The organism is Thermoflexus hugenholtzii JAD2, from assembly GCF_900187885.1.
GTDB classification, from domain to species: domain Bacteria; phylum Chloroflexota; class Anaerolineae; order Thermoflexales; family Thermoflexaceae; genus Thermoflexus; species Thermoflexus hugenholtzii.
In genome coordinates this window covers 29,907-44,881 of the sequence record NZ_FYEK01000007.1, presented here as the reverse complement: position 1 = coordinate 44,881, position 14,975 = coordinate 29,907, and the positions used below count along the sequence as shown (strand labels likewise).

The window sequence follows — 14,975 nt, the reverse complement described above, 5'->3', positions numbered from 1 at the left end:
TGCGGGCCCCCAGCAGCCGCACCTCCCCGGTGGCGTGGAACCCCTGGTCGAGGAACACGCTTTCCTCCACCGTCATCCGATCGGCGCTGAGGGCGTCCCCGTTGGGGTTCTCAAGCCGGGCGCCGCGGCAGATCAACGATCCCCCGATGCGGGCCCCCAGCAGCCGCACCTCCCCGGTGGCGTGGAACCCCTGGTCGAGGAACACGTCTTCCTCCACCGTCATCCCATCGGCGCGGAGGGCGTCCCCGTTGGGGTTCTCGAGCCGGGCGCCGCGGCAGATCAACGATCCCCCGATGCGGGCCCCCCGCAGCCGCACCTTCCCGGTGCAGATCAGACCGGATAGAATCAGAGCGCTGTCTACGACCAGTCCATCCGCGTGAAGCCCCTGCGTGTAAGAGCCGGAGAGGTCGATCCTTCGGGTCCGGGCGTCCGTCAGGAGGATCCCTTCGGGGATGGCGCAGCGGATCAGGAAAAGCCGGTGAGGCAGCGTGGCGCCCTCAAAGTCCAGAGGGCCTTGAATGCGCGCCCCCCGGATGCGGATGCCTTTCGGAGGGACGCAGGCCGCCGCCTGCGCGTCCGTGCACAACCAATAAAGCAGAGCCGCGCGGATCGTCCGCTCCGGCCCCCAGGCGGCCCCCTGCGCCGGATCGTTCTGGCTCTCGTCGGGGGAGGAGAAATCGGCCTCCTCGCCGCCTGCCACGCGCTCCAGGAGCTGCCGCTCCGCCGGGGTGAGCCCCTCTCTCAGGCGATCCGGGAGGATCCCGTCCAGGCGCATGCCAAAACCTCTCCCTCTCGGTCAGATTCGATAGGGATTCGGCCGGATAGGCTTTCGTTCTTTATCCGGGCATCGCCCGGAGCGGAAGGCCTAGCCCCAGGACCATGATCGTTATTAGGAGCGGCTTTCGCCGCGACCTCTTTCCCCATCGAAGGCAAGAGGTTGGGGGCGAAAGCCCCTCCTAATGGGAAGCGTCCCCGGCAGCCCATTATGGCCACAGCCCGCTTGGCCCACAAAACGCCATCCTCCGACGGCCGGGCTGGCCGAACGCGGGACGGGGTGGCCGTCCGCAAATGGGAGCACGAATCCCCGAATGGAGATGGGCGGGAAAACTCCGAAAGCGGAATTCGTGGATTCGTGCCCATCGCTCGCAGACGGCCCCCGATTCGCCCCCCACGCCGGGATTTGACAGGGAGGCCGCCCGGGGGTAAGATCTCCTTAGACCCCTCCCCCGGGGGGAGGGGATCCAGCCTGGAGGAGCCTATGGAGGCCAGGACGAAGGCGGAGGTCCTGCGGCGCCTGCGCAGCGTCGCCGGGCACGTGGAGGGGATCGCCCGGATGGTGGAGGAGGACGCCTACTGCATCGACATCATCCGCCAGATCCAGGCGGTGCAGCGGGCCCTGGCCAAGGTCAACGACCTGGTGCTGGCCCAGCACCTGCGGGCCTGCGTCACCACCGCCATCCGCGGCGAGGACCCCGAGGAGCGGGAGCGGGTGCTGGAGGAGATCGTGGAGGTCTTCGAGGCCGCCCAGAAAATCTGATCCCGGAGGTGAACGATGGAGACCCGGACCTTCGTGGCGCCGAACATCTCCTGCCATCACTGCGTCCAGACCATCGCCCGCGAGCTGAAGGCCCTGGAGGGCGTGCGGGAGGTGCACGGGGACGTGGCCACGCGACAGGTGACGGTGTCCTTCGAGCCGCCGGCCACCTGGGACCGGATCGTGGCCGTCCTCCACGAGATCGGCTACCCGCCCGCCGGCGCCTGAGCCTTCTAAGGTCAGGGGGCGGAAGGAAGAGGGGGGCTAGGATGCGAAGGATCTGGCGATGGCTGTGGATGATCGGGGTGGTGGGGCTGGTCGGGTGCGCGGGCGGGATGGCGGGATCGCCCACCCCCGTCCCCGCGCTCCCGCAGGAGACGCCGACCGCCGCCCCTGCCCCGACGGAGACGCCGATCCCCATCCCGACGCAGACGCCGACGCCTGCCCCGACCCCGACGGTGACGGGGACGCCGACGCCGCGCCCCCGCGCCGCCCTTTACAACTTCGTCCTGCCCGGCTGACCGGTGTGCGCCCGCAACACGCGCCTCGTGCAGGCGCTGCGACCACATTGGGAAGGGGACGTGGAGTTCTTCGAGGTGCGGGCGGACACCCGGGAGGGCCAGGCGCTGTTGCGCCGCTTCGGGATGCCCGGCACCCACGGGCTGGTGGTCCTCGACCGCCAGGGAACGGTGATCTGGCGTAGCTTCGGGCACGATACGACGCCGGAGCAGGTGGAGGAGATGCTGCGCCGGGCGACCCGCTGAAATCCATCGGTCATTTTCGATGGATCGAAGGATGCGACGCAAGGCGTCTCCCTTCGGGGGATCCTGAAGGAAACGAGGAGGGGCAAATGACAGCTGCGCCCCAGGAGGTGGTGCTTCCGATCATCGGCATGACCTGCGCCAACTGCGCCCGGACGGTGGAGCGGGCCCTGAAGCGGGCGCCCGGGGTGGTGGAGGCCTCGGTGAACTTCGCCGCCGAGCAGGCGGTGGTGCTCCTCGACCCCTCCGCGGCGGACCTCCGCCAGGCGGTGGAGCGCGTCCGGGCCGCCGGCTACGAGGTCGCCACCGCCACGGTGGAGCTGCCCATCCGGGGGATGGCCGACGCGAACGACGCCCAGGCCATCGAGCGGATCCTCCACCGCATCCCCGGCGTGCTGGAGGCGGCCGTCAACCTGGCGACGGAAAGCGCCCGCGTCACGATGATCGTCGGCGTGGCCTCGGTCCGTGACCTGATCCGAGCGGTCCGGGAGGCCGGTTATGAGGTGGTAGAAGCGGCGGGGGCGCTGGAGGAGACAGGCGGGGACGCCGAGCAGGCGGCCCGGGAAGCGGAGATGGCCCGCCAGCGCCGCCGCCTCCTCTGGGGGCTCGTCTTCACCCTGCCCACCTTCTGGCTGAGCATGCAGTTCGACCTGCTCCACAACGTCATGCCCGGGATGGCCCGGCCCATGGGTCTGGATGTGCTGTTGCTGCTCCTCAGCACCCCGGTCCAGTTCGGCGTGGGCTGGGATTTCTACCGCGGGGCCTACCGGGCGTTGCGGATGGGCACGGCCAATATGGACGTGCTGGTGGCCCTGGGCACCTCCGCGGCCTACTTTTACAGCCTGGCCGTGACGGTCGCCCTCCTTCTGGGGAGCACCGCCCTCGGCCGCTACACCTACTTCGAGACCGCCGCGGTCATCATTACTCTGATCGTCCTCGGGAAGTATCTCGAGGCCCGGGCCAAGGGGCGAGCGAGTGAGGCCATCCGCGCCCTGATGGCCCTGCAGCCGGAACGCGCTCGCGTCCTGCGGGACGGCCGGGAGGTCGAGATCCCCGCCGCCGAGGTCCGGGTGGGGGATCTCCTCCTCGTGCGCCCCGGCGAGCGCATCCCGGCCGACGGCATCGTCCTGGAGGGCCGCTCCGCGGTGGATGAATCCATGATGACCGGGGAGTCCATCCCCGTGGAGAAGAAGCCAGGGGACCGGGTGCTGGGGGGCACGGTCAACACATATGGCCTGCTGAAGATCGAGGCCGCCCGGGTCGGGCGGGACACGGTGCTGGCCGGGATCATCCGGCTGGTCCGGGAGGCGCAGGGGAGCAAAGCCCCCATCCAGCGGCTGGCGGATCAGGTCTCGGCGGTTTTCGTCCCCACGGTCATCGCCATCGCCGCGCTGGCTTTCCTGGGCTGGCTGCTGATCGGCGGGGCCGGCTTCACCCGGGCGATGGTCAACGCCATCGCCGTGCTGGTGGTCGCCTGCCCGTGCGCGCTGGGCCTGGCCACCCCCACGGCGATCATGGTGGGCACCGGCCGGGGGGCGACGATGGGGATCCTCTTCCGCAACGCCCAGGCCCTGGAGCAGCTGGGGAAGATCACCCTGATCGCTCTGGATAAGACCGGCACCCTCACCCGGGGACGCCCGATGGTCACCCGGGTGATCCCGGGCCCGGGATGGACCGCGGAGGAGGTCCTCAGGCTGGCCGCCAACGTGGAGCAGGGGAGTGAGCATCCGCTGGCCCAGGCCGTGGTGGAGGCGGCCCGGTCCCAAGGGCTCCCGCTGGAGAAGCCGGTTGGCTTCTCCGCCCTGCCCGGCCGCGGCGTGCAGGCCCACCTGAACGGCACCACCATCCGGGTGGGCGGGATCGCCTGGTTGCAGGCGGAGGGGGTGCGCCTCAACGGGCTGGAGGAGGCGGCCCGGGCGCTTCAGGAGCAGGGCCAGACCACGATGCTCGTGGCCCGGGATGGGGAGGCCATCGGGGTGATCGCCCTGGCCGACGCCTTGAAGCCCGAGGCGGCGGAGGCCGTCGCCGCCCTCCACCGATTGGGGGTCCAGACGGTGATGATCACCGGCGACAACCGGCGCACCGCGGAGGCGATCGCCCGGCAGGCTGGCATCGACCGGGTCTTCGCCGAGGTCCTGCCCGGCGACAAGGCGGAGATCGTCCGCCGCCTGCAGGCGGAGGGCCATCGGGTGGCCATGGTGGGGGACGGCATCAACGATGCCCCCGCCCTGGCCCAGGCCGATGTGGGGATCGCCATGGGGACCGGCACGGCGGTGGCGATGGAAACAGCCGATGTCACCCTGATGCGGGGGGACCTGCGCCTGCTGCCCCAGGCGATCCGCCTCTCCCGGGGCACCATGCGCACCATCCGCCAGAACCTGTTCTGGGCTTTCTTCTACAACGTGATCCTGATCCCGGTGGCGGCCCTCGGTCTGCTCCATCCGATGATGGCCGCGGGGGCCATGGCGTTCTCCTCCATCTTCGTGGTGACCAACTCCCTGCGCCTGCGTGGTTTCCGGGGCTGAGGGGAGGTAGATGGCGGACATCTTGCGGAGGTGCACCATGTCCATTCGGGGGATCGGAGGGCGCGGCCTGGCGCTCGGTATTCTCGGAATTCTCATCCTCACAGGATGCGGCACCTCCGCCCCGGCGCGTCCGCCGGGCGGGCTGGGCGGGGAGGTGATCACCGTCTACAAGACCCCCACCTGTGGCTGCTGTGAGGAATATGTCCGGTATCTCCGGGGCCATGGCCTCGCGGTCCACGTGGTGGAGCAGGATGACCTGGAGCCCCTCAAGCGGCGATGGGGGATCCCGGAGGCGATGTGGAGCTGCCACACGGCCCGGATCGGTCCGTATGCGGTCGAGGGCCACGTGCCGGTGGAGGCCATCGCCCGCCTGTGGGCGGAACGCCCCTCGGCCCTCGGGATCGCCCTCCCCGGCATGCCGCCGGGCTCCCCCGGGATGGGCGGCGCCCGGACGGGGCCGTTGACCCTCTACCTCATCGCCCCGGATGGCGCCGCTCATCCCTGGATGCCGTGGTGAACGCCCGCTTTCCGGGCCTCGCCGCCTTGTAGGACAACTGCGAACAGTTGTCCTCTCGCGTGGGAAGTGACCCGGCCGGCCCCTTGGGTTTAAAATGAGAGGAGAGCGCGGGTGTCTCTCTCATGCTTTCCCTCAGGCCTGGAAGCCTTTCCTCCCGAGGGAAAAGGGCGCTCGGAGAAAGGGGTGGGCGATGGCGGAGGTTCGGACGCTGGCGGAAGTGCTGGATGCGTTGACCCGGCCCGGCGAGCTCTACGAGCGGCTCCCGGACGGCTCGGTGCGCTGTTACGCCTGTGGCCACCGTTGTTTGATCCGTCCCGGCCGGCGGGGGATCTGCCAGGTCCGCTTCAACCGGGATGGCACCCTCTACGTCCCCTGGGGATATGTGGCCGCCCTCCAGGTGGACCCCACGGAGAAGAAACCGTTCTTTCATATCCTCCCCGGCTCTTACACGCTCACTTTCGGGATGTTAGGTTGCGATCTGCATTGTAGTTATTGTCAAAACTGGTTAACTTCCCAGGCCCTTCGCGATCCGGCCGCGGGGGTGATGCCGGAGGAGGTCACGCCCCAGCAGCTGGTGGCCCTGGCGAAGCGGTATGGCGCGCAGCTGGTGGGGAGCTCGTATAACGAGCCGCTGATCACCTCGGAGTGGGCGGTGGCCATCTTTAAGGAGGCGGTCGCCCAGGGCCTGCGGTGCATCTACGTCTCCAACGGCAACCTCACCCGGGAGGTGCTGGCGTATCTCCGCCCTTACCTGGTCGGCTACAAGATCGACCTCAAGAGCATGCGCGACAAAAACTACCGGGCCCTGGGGATGCCCCTGAAGAACGTCCTGGAAGGCATCCGCATGGTCTATGAGAGCGGCCTGTGGCTGGAGGTGGTCACCCTGGTGGTGCCGGGCTTCAACGACTCCGACGAGGAGCTGCGGGAGGCGGCCGAGTTCCTGGCCTCCATCTCGCCGGACATCCCATGGCATGTGACGGCCTTCCATCCGGATTACAAGATGACCGATCGGGACTGGACGCCGGCCCGGACGCTGATCCGGGCGGCGGAGATCGGGAAGGCCGCCGGCCTGCGCTACGTTTACGCGGGCAACCTGCCGGGCCGGGTGGGGCCTTTCGAGAACACGTACTGCCCGAACTGCGACGCCCTGCTCATCGCCCGCCACGGCTTTCGGATCCTATTCGATCACCTCAGCGGGCGAGGGACCTGCTATCGGTGCGGGACGCCCATCCCGGGGATCTGGCAGTAGGTGGCTGGATCCCCGGCTTTCCTCGTGGTGCGCGCCCAAATGGGGGAGAAGGGGGACATCGACGATGATCTCCCCGATACGGGCGGATGCCCACTCACGGATTCTGGATCTGAGAGAGGGATAGCGTTTTGGCACGCCTCCGGAAGCAGACCGCTCCCGAACGACGACGCGCCAAGGCCGGCGGGAAGGCCCGGGAGAAGGCCGGGGGCGCCCGCAAGCCGGCGTCTGTCCGTCCGTTCCGGCCCGCATGGCCGTTCTCCCTCACCCTGGAGCAACAGCTGGACCTGCTGGGCCTGATCCTTTTCCTGGGGGGGATCCTCCTGGGCCTCGGCCTGCTGAGCCTGGGTCCGAAGCCGGTGGTGGACGTGTTGATCGCTCTCCTCGGCGGAGGGGTCTTCGTCCTCCCCCTCGGGATGACGGCCAGCGGGGCGTGGCTCCTGATCCGGCGCTTCGAACAGGCCCCTCGTCCCCATCGCTCCCTGGTCCCGGGCTTGCTCATTCTCTCCGGATGGCTTCTGCTGACGCTTCATCTCCTCGGCGGGGCGGGGGGCGCGGCCGGGGCCACCCTCGCTCGCCTCCTGCAAGAGAACCTGGGCCCTGCCGGGACCTGGCTGGTCGGGTTCGGCATACTCTGGGCGGGCCTGATGCTGACCTTCCGCCTCCCGCCGGAGCGCCCGCTGGAGTGGGCGATCCGGGCGGTTCGCTCCCTCCGGGCGATCCGGCCATCGGCGGGCGCGGTTCGGATCCACCGCCCGACTCCTGCGCCTCCCCCGCCGGCTTCGCCTCCCGCCCCGCCAAACCCCCCGCCGCGGATCCTGGGGGAGGGCGCGCCGGAGGCCCTTCCCTCGGTGGGGCCTGAAGCCCAGGAGGAGCCGGAGGAGGAGCGCCTCGAGGTGCCGCTGCCCATCGCCTCGGTGGGGCCGAAGTGGACCCTCCCCCGGCTGGAGGAGATCCTGGATCCGGGGGAGGAGGTGGAGATCGACGAGGGCGAGCTCCGGGAGAAGGCGCGGATCATCGAGGAGACGCTGCGCAGCCTGGGGGTGGAGGCCCGCGTGGTGGAGGTCCAGCGCGGGCCGACGGTGACCCTGTTCGGCCTGGAGCCGGGCCAAATCTCCCGGGGCGGGCGGGCCACCCGCGTCAAAGTGGCCCAGATCGCCGCCCTGGCTGACGATCTCGCCCTGGCCCTGTCCGCGCGCACGGTCCGCGTGCTGGCACCCATCCCCGGGCGGGGCCTGGTGGGCATCGAGATCCCCAACGAGCGCCCCGCCCTTGTCCGCCTGCGGGATGTGATGGAGAGCGAGGCGTATCGCTCCATATCCTCTCCCCTGCGCCTCCCTCTGGGACAGACGGTGTCCGGGGAGCCCCTGGTCGCCGACCTTACGGCGATGCCCCATCTGCTGATCGCTGGGGCGACGGGCTCGGGGAAGTCGGTGGCCCTGAACGCCATCCTGGTTTCGTTGCTGTGCACCTGCACGCCCGAGGACCTGCGGCTGATCCTCATCGACCCGAAGCGCGTGGAGCTGACGCCCTATAACGGCATCCCCCATCTGTGGACGCCGGTGGTGGTGGAGATCGAGAAGGTTCCCCGCGTGCTCCAGGAGGCCATGCGGGAGATGGAGCGGCGCTACCGCCAGTTCGCCGCCATCGGCGTCCGGCACATCGCTGACTACAACCGGCGGATGGCGGAGCGGGGCGAGCCCCGCATCCCCTACCTGGTCATCGTGGTGGACGAGCTGGCCGATCTCATGATCACTGCGCCGGAGGAGACCGAGCGTCGGATCACGCGGCTGGCGCAGATGGCGCGGGCGACGGGGATTCATCTGGTGATCGCCACGCAGCGGCCGAGCGTGGACGTGGTGACGGGGCTGATCAAGGCGAACTTTCCGGCGCGGATTGCCTTTGCGGTGGCTTCGTCGGTGGACTCGCGGGTGATCCTGGACATGCCGGGGGCGGAGACGTTGCTGGGGCGGGGCGACATGCTTTTCCTGCCGCCCGACCAGGGCCAGCCCATCCGCGCCCAGGGATGTTTCGTCTCCGATGAGGAGATCCGACGCGTCGTGACGTACTGGAAGGGCATCCGGGGCCTCCCCCAACCGGCCCCGGCACGCCGGGCGTCTCCGATGCGTGTCCCCCGGCCGGCCCCGGAGCCCGTCCGCGAACCGCCGGCGCGCGAGCCGGAGGAAGAGGGGGATCTTGAGAGCGACGAGGTCCTGCTGCAGCGGGCCATTGAGATCGTGCGGCTTCACCGACGGGCCTCGATCTCGCTGCTCCAGCGCAAGCTGCGCATCGGCTACAACCGGGCGGCCCGCCTGATTGACCTGATGGAAGCCCGCGGATGGATCGGCCCGCCGGAGGAGGGCAGCCGCTGGCGGGGCCTGGAGGGACTGGAACCTCCTTCGGATCCGGGCGAGGACTCGTGAGGGGAGCGCTCCCCTTTTCCCTGCCATCGCCCTGGGGCTTCTCCTGCTCGCCCACACACCGATCCGCTGGGTTCCCGTCCGGCTGCCGCTGGATCTTCCGTCGCCCTGGAGCCCTGTCCGCGTGCTGGCGGCGGCGGTGGAGCAGGCCCTGCAAGGCGGGCTGGGGCGCCCGGCCGGCCGTCCCGTTCCGGAGGAGACGGTGGGGGGCAGCCTGTTCCTCCTGGGTTTCTTCCTGATCGGCCTGGCGTTGCAGCCACTGGATCGCACGATACCGCCTGCCCGTTTTGCGATCCCCCGGCAACGATCCCCGGACGATTCGCCGTGGCCGATGTTCCGTGTCGGCCTGGCTGTCACCGCTCTCACCATGTCCGTGTCCGTCTCCATCGGGCTGCTGATCCCCTCTGTCGCCCGCGGAGGGATCCGTCGGGAGCGGCTGATCCCCTACGTGATGGGAGCCAACATCAGCACCTTCGTAGACACCCTCTTCGCCGCCCTAATGCTGAGGAACCTGGACGCGGCGGGTGGGGTGCTGACGGAGATCCTGAGCGTTGGCTTGATCTCCCTGGGGATCCTCGCCCTGGGCTACGCATCTTACTGCCGCTTGCTCGCAGCCGTCTTCGAGGGCGGGCTGAGGCATCCCCTGCTCCTCGGGTTCTTCCTGACCGCCTTCCTCGGTGTTCCCCTGCTCTTGCTGGCCCTCGGATAGACCTCCCCGCTCCGCGCTATAATGGGCTGACGGAGGAAGCGCAGGCTTGGGGAAGGAGGAGCGTCGAATGCGCGTCACCGAGCCGGGTTACGTGCCGCCCTCGGAGGAATACTGGACAGCTCTGATGGAGCAGGGGGAGTTCGCGCGATGGCCGGCCCCGGAGGCCGAGCCGGAAGAGATCTGGGAGGGCCTGGGGATGGGGCAGGGACGCCCGATCCCGATGCCGGGGCCCTGGGATCTGGGGGCCGGGGAGCCGGACTGGCGGGCTGCCCGGGCCTGTCTGGAGTCGGGCCAGCCCCTTACCGTCACCGTGGTGGGCTACAACCGCGGCGGGCTGATCGTCCAGGCCGAAGGGTTGCCCAGAGGGTTCGTCCCCGCCTCTCATCTCCTGCACTTCCCCAACGCCCTGGACGGGCCCTCCCGCGCCTCCGCCCTCGCCCGGTATATCGGCCAGACCCTGCAGGTCCGGGCCATCGAGGTCGATGAGGTGGGCGGCCGCTTCGTCCTCTCGGAACGGCTGGCCCATCAGGATCCCCGCCGCGTCGAGGCCCTCTTTGCCGAGCTGCGGCCCGGCCAGGTCCGCCGCGGGGTGGTGACCAAGGTGACCTCCTTTGGGGCCTTTGTGGATCTGGGCGGGTTTGAGGGGCTGTTGCATCTCTCAGAGATGTCCTGGGGTCGGATCAACGACCCCGGGGAGGTGGTCCGCGCAGGCCAGGAGCTCGAGGTGCTGGTCCTGGAGGTCAACCCTCAGGAGCGCCGGGTGCAGCTCTCCCTCAAGCGTCTGCAGCCGGATCCCTGGGAGACCCTCCCGCAACGTTATCGGGTGGGCCAGGTGGTGGAGGGGGTGGTCACCACCGTCACGCATTTCGGGGCCTTCGTCCGCCTGGAAGAAGGCGTGGAAGGGCTTCTGCATATTTCGGAGCTGGGGGCGACGGTGGACCATCCCCGGGAGGCGGTGCGGGAGGGCCAGCGGGTGCGGGTTCGGATCCTGAGCATCGACCCGGCGGCTCGGCGGATCGCGCTGAGCCGACGCGGCCTGGAGGCCGACGTTTGATGGATCCGGAAGGATCTCGGTCAGGATGAAACGGCGCACGCGGACGATCCACGCCCGACCGGCTCGCGATCGCCCGCCCCGCGCGGGCCGGAACGGACAGTCCTCCTCGCCCACGCTGCCGGAGTGGGTTCGCCGTCTGGGCCCGCCCCGCTGGTATGGCACGCCGTCCTTCGGGCGACGGGAGCGGCAGATCGTCGCCTGGCTGCTGATCGGCCTGGGGCTGTTCTCGGGGCTGACCTTGCTGGGGCTCAGCCCGGGGCGGTGGAGCGATCTGTGGGCCGGGTTGCTGCGGCGCCTCTTCGGTTGGGGCAGCCTCCCCGTGGCCCTGATCTGGGTCGGAATGGGGGGCTGGATCCTCTTGCGGACGATGGGGCGGGCTCCGCTCCCGAACGGCTGGCGCCTCCTGGCCCTGGAGGTCGCCTCCTTGGGGCTGTTCGGCCTGGCCCACGGCCTGGCCTTGCTGGACGGCGGGGCGCCCTGGGAGATCATCGAGCGAGGCGAGGGTGGGGGAACCCTGGGCTGGCTGGTGTGGACGGCGGTCTCCGCACCGCTGGGACCGGGGGTGGGGATGATCTTTCTGATCGGACTGACCGGGGTGAGCGGCTGGCTCGCACTGGCCCGCTCCGGACGGCCTTCCCTGCCTCCGGTGGAAGCCCCTGCGCCGGCCGCGCCGGCGCCTCAGCCGGCCCCGACGCCTGCCAAGCCCCCTGCGCCCAAGCCTTCCCGGCCGGCCCCGACGGACCTGAAGATCGTCACCGCCTCGCCCTCCCGCCCCGCCCGGGTCAAGCGGGATCGGCGGCTGCCGCCGCTGGACCTGCTGGAGGAAGAGGAGCCGGCGGCGGCCTCCCCGGAGGAGATCCGGCGGAAGGCGGCCATTATCGAGGAGACCCTCCGCCAGTTCGGGCTGGAGGCCCGGGTGGTGGAGGCCACCCAGGGCCCCGCGGTCACCCAGTTTGGATTGCTGCCGGGCTACATCGAACGGCCGGGTCCGGAAGGCGAGGTGCGCCGCCAGAAGGTTCGGGTGGCCCAGATCGCCGCCCTGGCCAACGATCTCGCCCTCGCCCTGGCCGCGCCCTCCCTGCGCATCGAAGCGCCGGTCCCCGGCCGCGGCCTGATCGGCATCGAGGTCCCGAACCAGCAGATCCACGTGGTGCGCTTGCGGGGGCTGCTCGCCTCTCCGGAGTTCCGGAAGGTGGGCTCCCCGTTGGCCATCGCCCTGGGGCGGGATGTGGCCGGCCGGCCGGTGGTGGCTGACCTGGCGGCGATGCCGCACCTGCTGATCGCCGGGACCACCGGTTCAGGCAAGTCGGTGTGCATCAACGCGCTGATCACCTGCCTGGTGTACAACAACACCCCGGAGGAGCTGCGGCTGGTCCTCATCGATCCTAAGATGGTGGAGCTGGTGCGGTGGAATGGGTTGCCGCACCTTTACGGGAAGGTGGAGTTCGAGATCGAGCGCATCGTGGGGGTGCTGCGCTGGCTGACCCGACAGATGGAGGAGCGCTACCGGCAGTTCGCGGCAGTCGGCGCCCGTAACCTGAGCGATTTCAACGCCCGGGCGGAGGCGGCCGGGGAGCCCCGGCTCCCGTATATCGTGCTGTTCATCGATGAGCTGGCCGATCTCATGATGGCGGCGCCGGTGGATGTGGAGCGGACCATCACGCGGCTGGCGCAGATGGCGCGGGCGACGGGGATTCATCTGGTGATCGCCACGCAGCGGCCGAGCGTGGACGTGGTGACGGGGCTGATCAAGGCGAACTTTCCGGCGCGGATTGCCTTTGCGGTGGCTTCGTCGGTGGACTCGCGGGTGATCCTGGACATGCCGGGGGCGGAGACGTTGCTGGGGCGGGGCGACATGCTTTTCCTGCCGCCCGACCAGGGGAAGCCGGTGCGGGTGCAGGGAGCCTACGTCTCCGACGCCGAGGTGGAGCGGGTGGTGCGCTTCTGGCAGGAGCGCTACGCTGATGAGCGGCCGGAGCCCGCCCCCTGGGAGGGGATGGTCACCCCGTTGGAGGTGGGCAGCGGGCGTGCCGTCAGCCGCATCGAGGGCGAGGAGATGGATGAGGAGGCCCTGCTGCGGGAGGCCCTGGAGGTCATCAAGCGCCATCGCGGGGCTTCCACTTCGTTGCTCCAGCGGAAGCTGCGCATCGGCTACCCCAAAGCGGCCCGCCTCATCGACCGCCTGGAGGAGCTGGGGATCATCGGTCCCCCGGAGGCCAGCGGCCGGCTTCGACCCCTCCTCATCCCGGAGAACTGGGAGCCACCCCCGGACTGGTTCCGTCGCGGATAAGCGGGACGGGCTTGACGCTTCCCCATTTCGTGTTAAAATGAAATTGCAGTCTGATCAAACGAAGCCGATGCAACCAGGGGCGCGGGATGCGCCCCTGTGTTGTTGATAAGCGGGTAGGTCCAGGCCTGTTCCCAGCCGGGTGGTCGGGGAGAACGAGAGGATGGCCAAGAGCGAGCTGCTGCTTGCCGTCAACCAGATCGCAACGGAGCGGAACCTCCCCCGCGAGGTGGTGGTGGAGGTGCTCAAGGGCGCGCTGGCCACGGTGTTCCGCCGGATGACGGAAACGGCGAGCACCCAGGCCGTCGAGGTGGAGATCGACCTGGAGAACGGCCAGGTTCGGATCTTCACCCGGAAGACCGTGGTCGAAGAGGTCCGGGATCCGCGCACGGAGATCTCTCTGGAGGAGGCGCGACGGATCCGTCCGGACGTCCAGGTGGGGGAGACCCTGCGGGTGGACGTCACGCCGGCGAACTTCGCCCAGCGGATCGCCGCCCAGAACGTCCGCCAGATCATCCTGCAGCGCATCCGCGAGGCGGAGCGCGAGCACCTCTACCGCTATTTCTCCGAGCAGGAAGGGGAGATCGTCCACGGGGTGGTCCAGGCGGTCACCCCGCAGGGGGCCACGGTGCTGCTGGCCCAGGGCCGGGCGGAGGCCATCCTGCCCCGCAACCAGATGGTGCCCGGGGAGCGGCTCCAGCCTCATCAGCGCATCCGGGCCTACTTGGCCGAGGTGCGCCAGACGCCGCGGGGGCCGCAGATCATCCTCTCCCGGACCCACAAGAACATGATCCGGCGGCTGCTGGAGACGGAGGTGCCGGAGATCTACAACGGCCTGGTGGAGATCAAGGCCATCGCCCGGGAGCCCGGCCAGCGCACCAAGGTGGCGGTGGCCGCCACGCAGCCTAACATCGACCCTGTGGGCGCATGCATCGGCCAGCGCGGCATGCGGATCCAGAGCCTGGTCCACGAGCTGGGCGGCGAGAAGATCGACGTCATCGAGTGGCATCCTGACCCAGCGGTCTTCATCGCCAAGGCCCTGAGCCCGGCTCGGGTGTTGACGGTGCACCTTTTTGAGGAGAAACGATCGGAGCGGACGGCCCAGGTGGTGGTGCCGGACGATCAGCTCTCCTTGGCCATCGGGCGGGAGGGCCTGAACGCCCGTCTGGCGGCCCGCCTCACCGGCTGGCGGATCGACATCCACAGCCTCACCGAGGCCTTGGAGCAGTGGCTGTCGCGGGTGGAAGACCCCGAGCTACGGGAGCGCATGGGCGAGGCGGCCCGCCTGATCCCGGCGATGCAGGAGGCGCTGGCCCGCCATAAAGCGCAGCCCAACCTCACCTGGACGGCCGAGGAGCTCCGGGATGCCCGGACCTTCCTGGAGGCCGCCTACCAGGCCTATATGGCCCGGCGGGAGGCCGAACGGGCTCGCCGCAAGGCCCACAAGGAAGCCCGGGTCGAGGCCCCGCCGGCCGCAGAGGCCCTGGAGCCCGCTCCCGCGGCGGCCGAGGAGCTCCCGGAGGCGGTCGCGGAGGCCGCCCCGTCCCCGGAGCCGGAACCGGTCGCGGTGCAGGCCGCCTCCGCTTTGGAGCCGGAGTCGGTCGTCCTCCCGGAGCCCGCTCCGGATGCCCGGGAGGCGACCCTGGAGCCTGCCGAAGCGCTCTCCGTCCCGGAGGCGCTCCCGGAGCCCTTCGAGGTCCCCGAACCCGAACCAGGGGAGGTGGAAACGGAGATCGAAACGGGGGCCGTGCTGGGAGAGGATGAGGACGAAGATGAGGAGGAAGAGGAACGCCGCCGGCGGAAGAAGGCGGGGAAGGCGAAGGAGCGCCGGCGGGTCCGCTATGAGGTGGACTTCGAGGATGAGACCTGGTTGCGACGCATGCGCGGCGGCCGGGTGCGGGACTGGCTGGAGGAGTAAGGCC

Annotated in this window: 12 protein-coding genes and 1 pseudogene; 12 read left to right on the top strand and 1 reads right to left on the bottom strand. The window is 69.8% G+C overall.

The window, feature by feature from the left end; all coding sequences use genetic code 11:
• A pseudogene (locus CFB18_RS02695) lies at window positions 1–775 on the bottom strand (hypothetical protein); the annotation flags it as partial.
• 483 nt (window positions 776–1,258) lie between these two features.
• Between CFB18_RS02695 and CFB18_RS02690 the strand changes: the two are divergent.
• From CFB18_RS02690 to nusA, 12 genes are all read left to right on the top strand, one after another.
• Complete coding sequence (locus tag CFB18_RS02690) at window positions 1,259–1,537, top strand: metal-sensitive transcriptional regulator (RefSeq protein WP_088570273.1); 279 nt, start codon at window positions 1,259–1,261, stop codon at window positions 1,535–1,537.
• Window positions 1,538–1,552: 15 nt separating this feature from the next.
• Window positions 1,553–1,762: a heavy-metal-associated domain-containing protein gene (locus CFB18_RS02685; protein WP_088570272.1), complete on the top strand. Its 210-nt coding sequence runs from the start codon at window positions 1,553–1,555 to the stop codon at window positions 1,760–1,762.
• A gap of 41 nt (window positions 1,763–1,803) precedes the next feature.
• Window positions 1,804–2,055, top strand: coding sequence for a hypothetical protein (locus CFB18_RS14875; protein WP_143597492.1), 252 nt, complete (start codon window positions 1,804–1,806; stop codon window positions 2,053–2,055).
• A 60-nt stretch (window positions 2,056–2,115) separates the two neighbouring features.
• Window positions 2,116–2,298 carry a peroxiredoxin family protein gene (locus CFB18_RS02675; RefSeq protein ID WP_088570271.1) on the top strand — a complete coding sequence of 61 codons (183 nt, stop codon included), beginning with the start codon at window positions 2,116–2,118 and terminating at the stop codon, window positions 2,296–2,298.
• A gap of 86 nt (window positions 2,299–2,384) precedes the next feature.
• On the top strand, window positions 2,385–4,820 hold the full coding sequence (locus tag CFB18_RS02670) for a heavy metal translocating P-type ATPase (RefSeq protein ID WP_088570270.1): 2,436 nt from the start codon (window positions 2,385–2,387) through the stop codon (window positions 4,818–4,820).
• A 37-nt stretch (window positions 4,821–4,857) separates the two neighbouring features.
• Window positions 4,858–5,337 carry a DUF411 domain-containing protein gene (locus tag CFB18_RS02665; RefSeq protein ID WP_088570269.1) on the top strand — a complete coding sequence of 160 codons (480 nt, stop codon included), beginning with the start codon at window positions 4,858–4,860 and terminating at the stop codon, window positions 5,335–5,337.
• A gap of 190 nt (window positions 5,338–5,527) precedes the next feature.
• Entirely contained in the window at window positions 5,528–6,586 is a 1,059-nt protein-coding gene (amrS, locus tag CFB18_RS02660) for an AmmeMemoRadiSam system radical SAM enzyme (RefSeq protein WP_088570268.1), read from the top strand.
• Window positions 6,587–6,714: 128 nt separating this feature from the next.
• Window positions 6,715–9,006, top strand: coding sequence for a DNA translocase FtsK (locus CFB18_RS02655; RefSeq protein WP_088570267.1), 2,292 nt, complete (start codon window positions 6,715–6,717; stop codon window positions 9,004–9,006).
• A 121-nt stretch (window positions 9,007–9,127) separates the two neighbouring features.
• Window positions 9,128–9,712: a hypothetical protein gene (locus CFB18_RS02650; protein ID WP_088570266.1), complete on the top strand. Its 585-nt coding sequence runs from the start codon at window positions 9,128–9,130 to the stop codon at window positions 9,710–9,712.
• 67 nt (window positions 9,713–9,779) lie between these two features.
• Window positions 9,780–10,766 carry a 30S ribosomal protein S1 gene (locus CFB18_RS02645; RefSeq protein WP_088570265.1) on the top strand — a complete coding sequence of 329 codons (987 nt, stop codon included), beginning with the start codon at window positions 9,780–9,782 and terminating at the stop codon, window positions 10,764–10,766.
• Window positions 10,767–10,791: 25 nt separating this feature from the next.
• Complete coding sequence (locus CFB18_RS02640) at window positions 10,792–13,056, top strand: DNA translocase FtsK (RefSeq protein ID WP_088570264.1); 2,265 nt, start codon at window positions 10,792–10,794, stop codon at window positions 13,054–13,056.
• Between the two features lie 160 nt (window positions 13,057–13,216).
• Complete coding sequence (gene nusA, locus CFB18_RS15525; RefSeq protein WP_200808048.1) at window positions 13,217–14,971, top strand: transcription termination factor NusA; 1,755 nt, start codon at window positions 13,217–13,219, stop codon at window positions 14,969–14,971.
• The last annotated feature ends 4 nt before the right edge of the window (window positions 14,972–14,975 follow it).

Excerpts from the sequence above, each read along its gene's own strand:
- CFB18_RS02670 (WP_088570270.1), top strand. The coding sequence starts at position 2,385 with ATGACAGCTGCGCCCCAGGAGGTGGTGCTTCCGATCATCGGCATGACC.
- CFB18_RS14875 (WP_143597492.1), top strand. The coding sequence starts at position 1,804 with ATGCGAAGGATCTGGCGATGGCTGTGGATGATCGGGGTGGTGGGGCTG.
- nusA (WP_200808048.1), top strand. The coding sequence starts at position 13,217 with ATGGCCAAGAGCGAGCTGCTGCTTGCCGTCAACCAGATCGCAACGGAG.
- CFB18_RS02640 (WP_088570264.1), top strand. The coding sequence starts at position 10,792 with ATGAAACGGCGCACGCGGACGATCCACGCCCGACCGGCTCGCGATCGC.
- CFB18_RS02685 (WP_088570272.1), top strand. The coding sequence starts at position 1,553 with ATGGAGACCCGGACCTTCGTGGCGCCGAACATCTCCTGCCATCACTGC.
- CFB18_RS02645 (WP_088570265.1), top strand. The coding sequence starts at position 9,780 with ATGCGCGTCACCGAGCCGGGTTACGTGCCGCCCTCGGAGGAATACTGG.
- CFB18_RS02690 (WP_088570273.1), top strand. The coding sequence starts at position 1,259 with ATGGAGGCCAGGACGAAGGCGGAGGTCCTGCGGCGCCTGCGCAGCGTC.
- amrS (WP_088570268.1), top strand. The coding sequence starts at position 5,528 with ATGGCGGAGGTTCGGACGCTGGCGGAAGTGCTGGATGCGTTGACCCGG.
- CFB18_RS02665 (WP_088570269.1), top strand. The coding sequence starts at position 4,858 with ATGTCCATTCGGGGGATCGGAGGGCGCGGCCTGGCGCTCGGTATTCTC.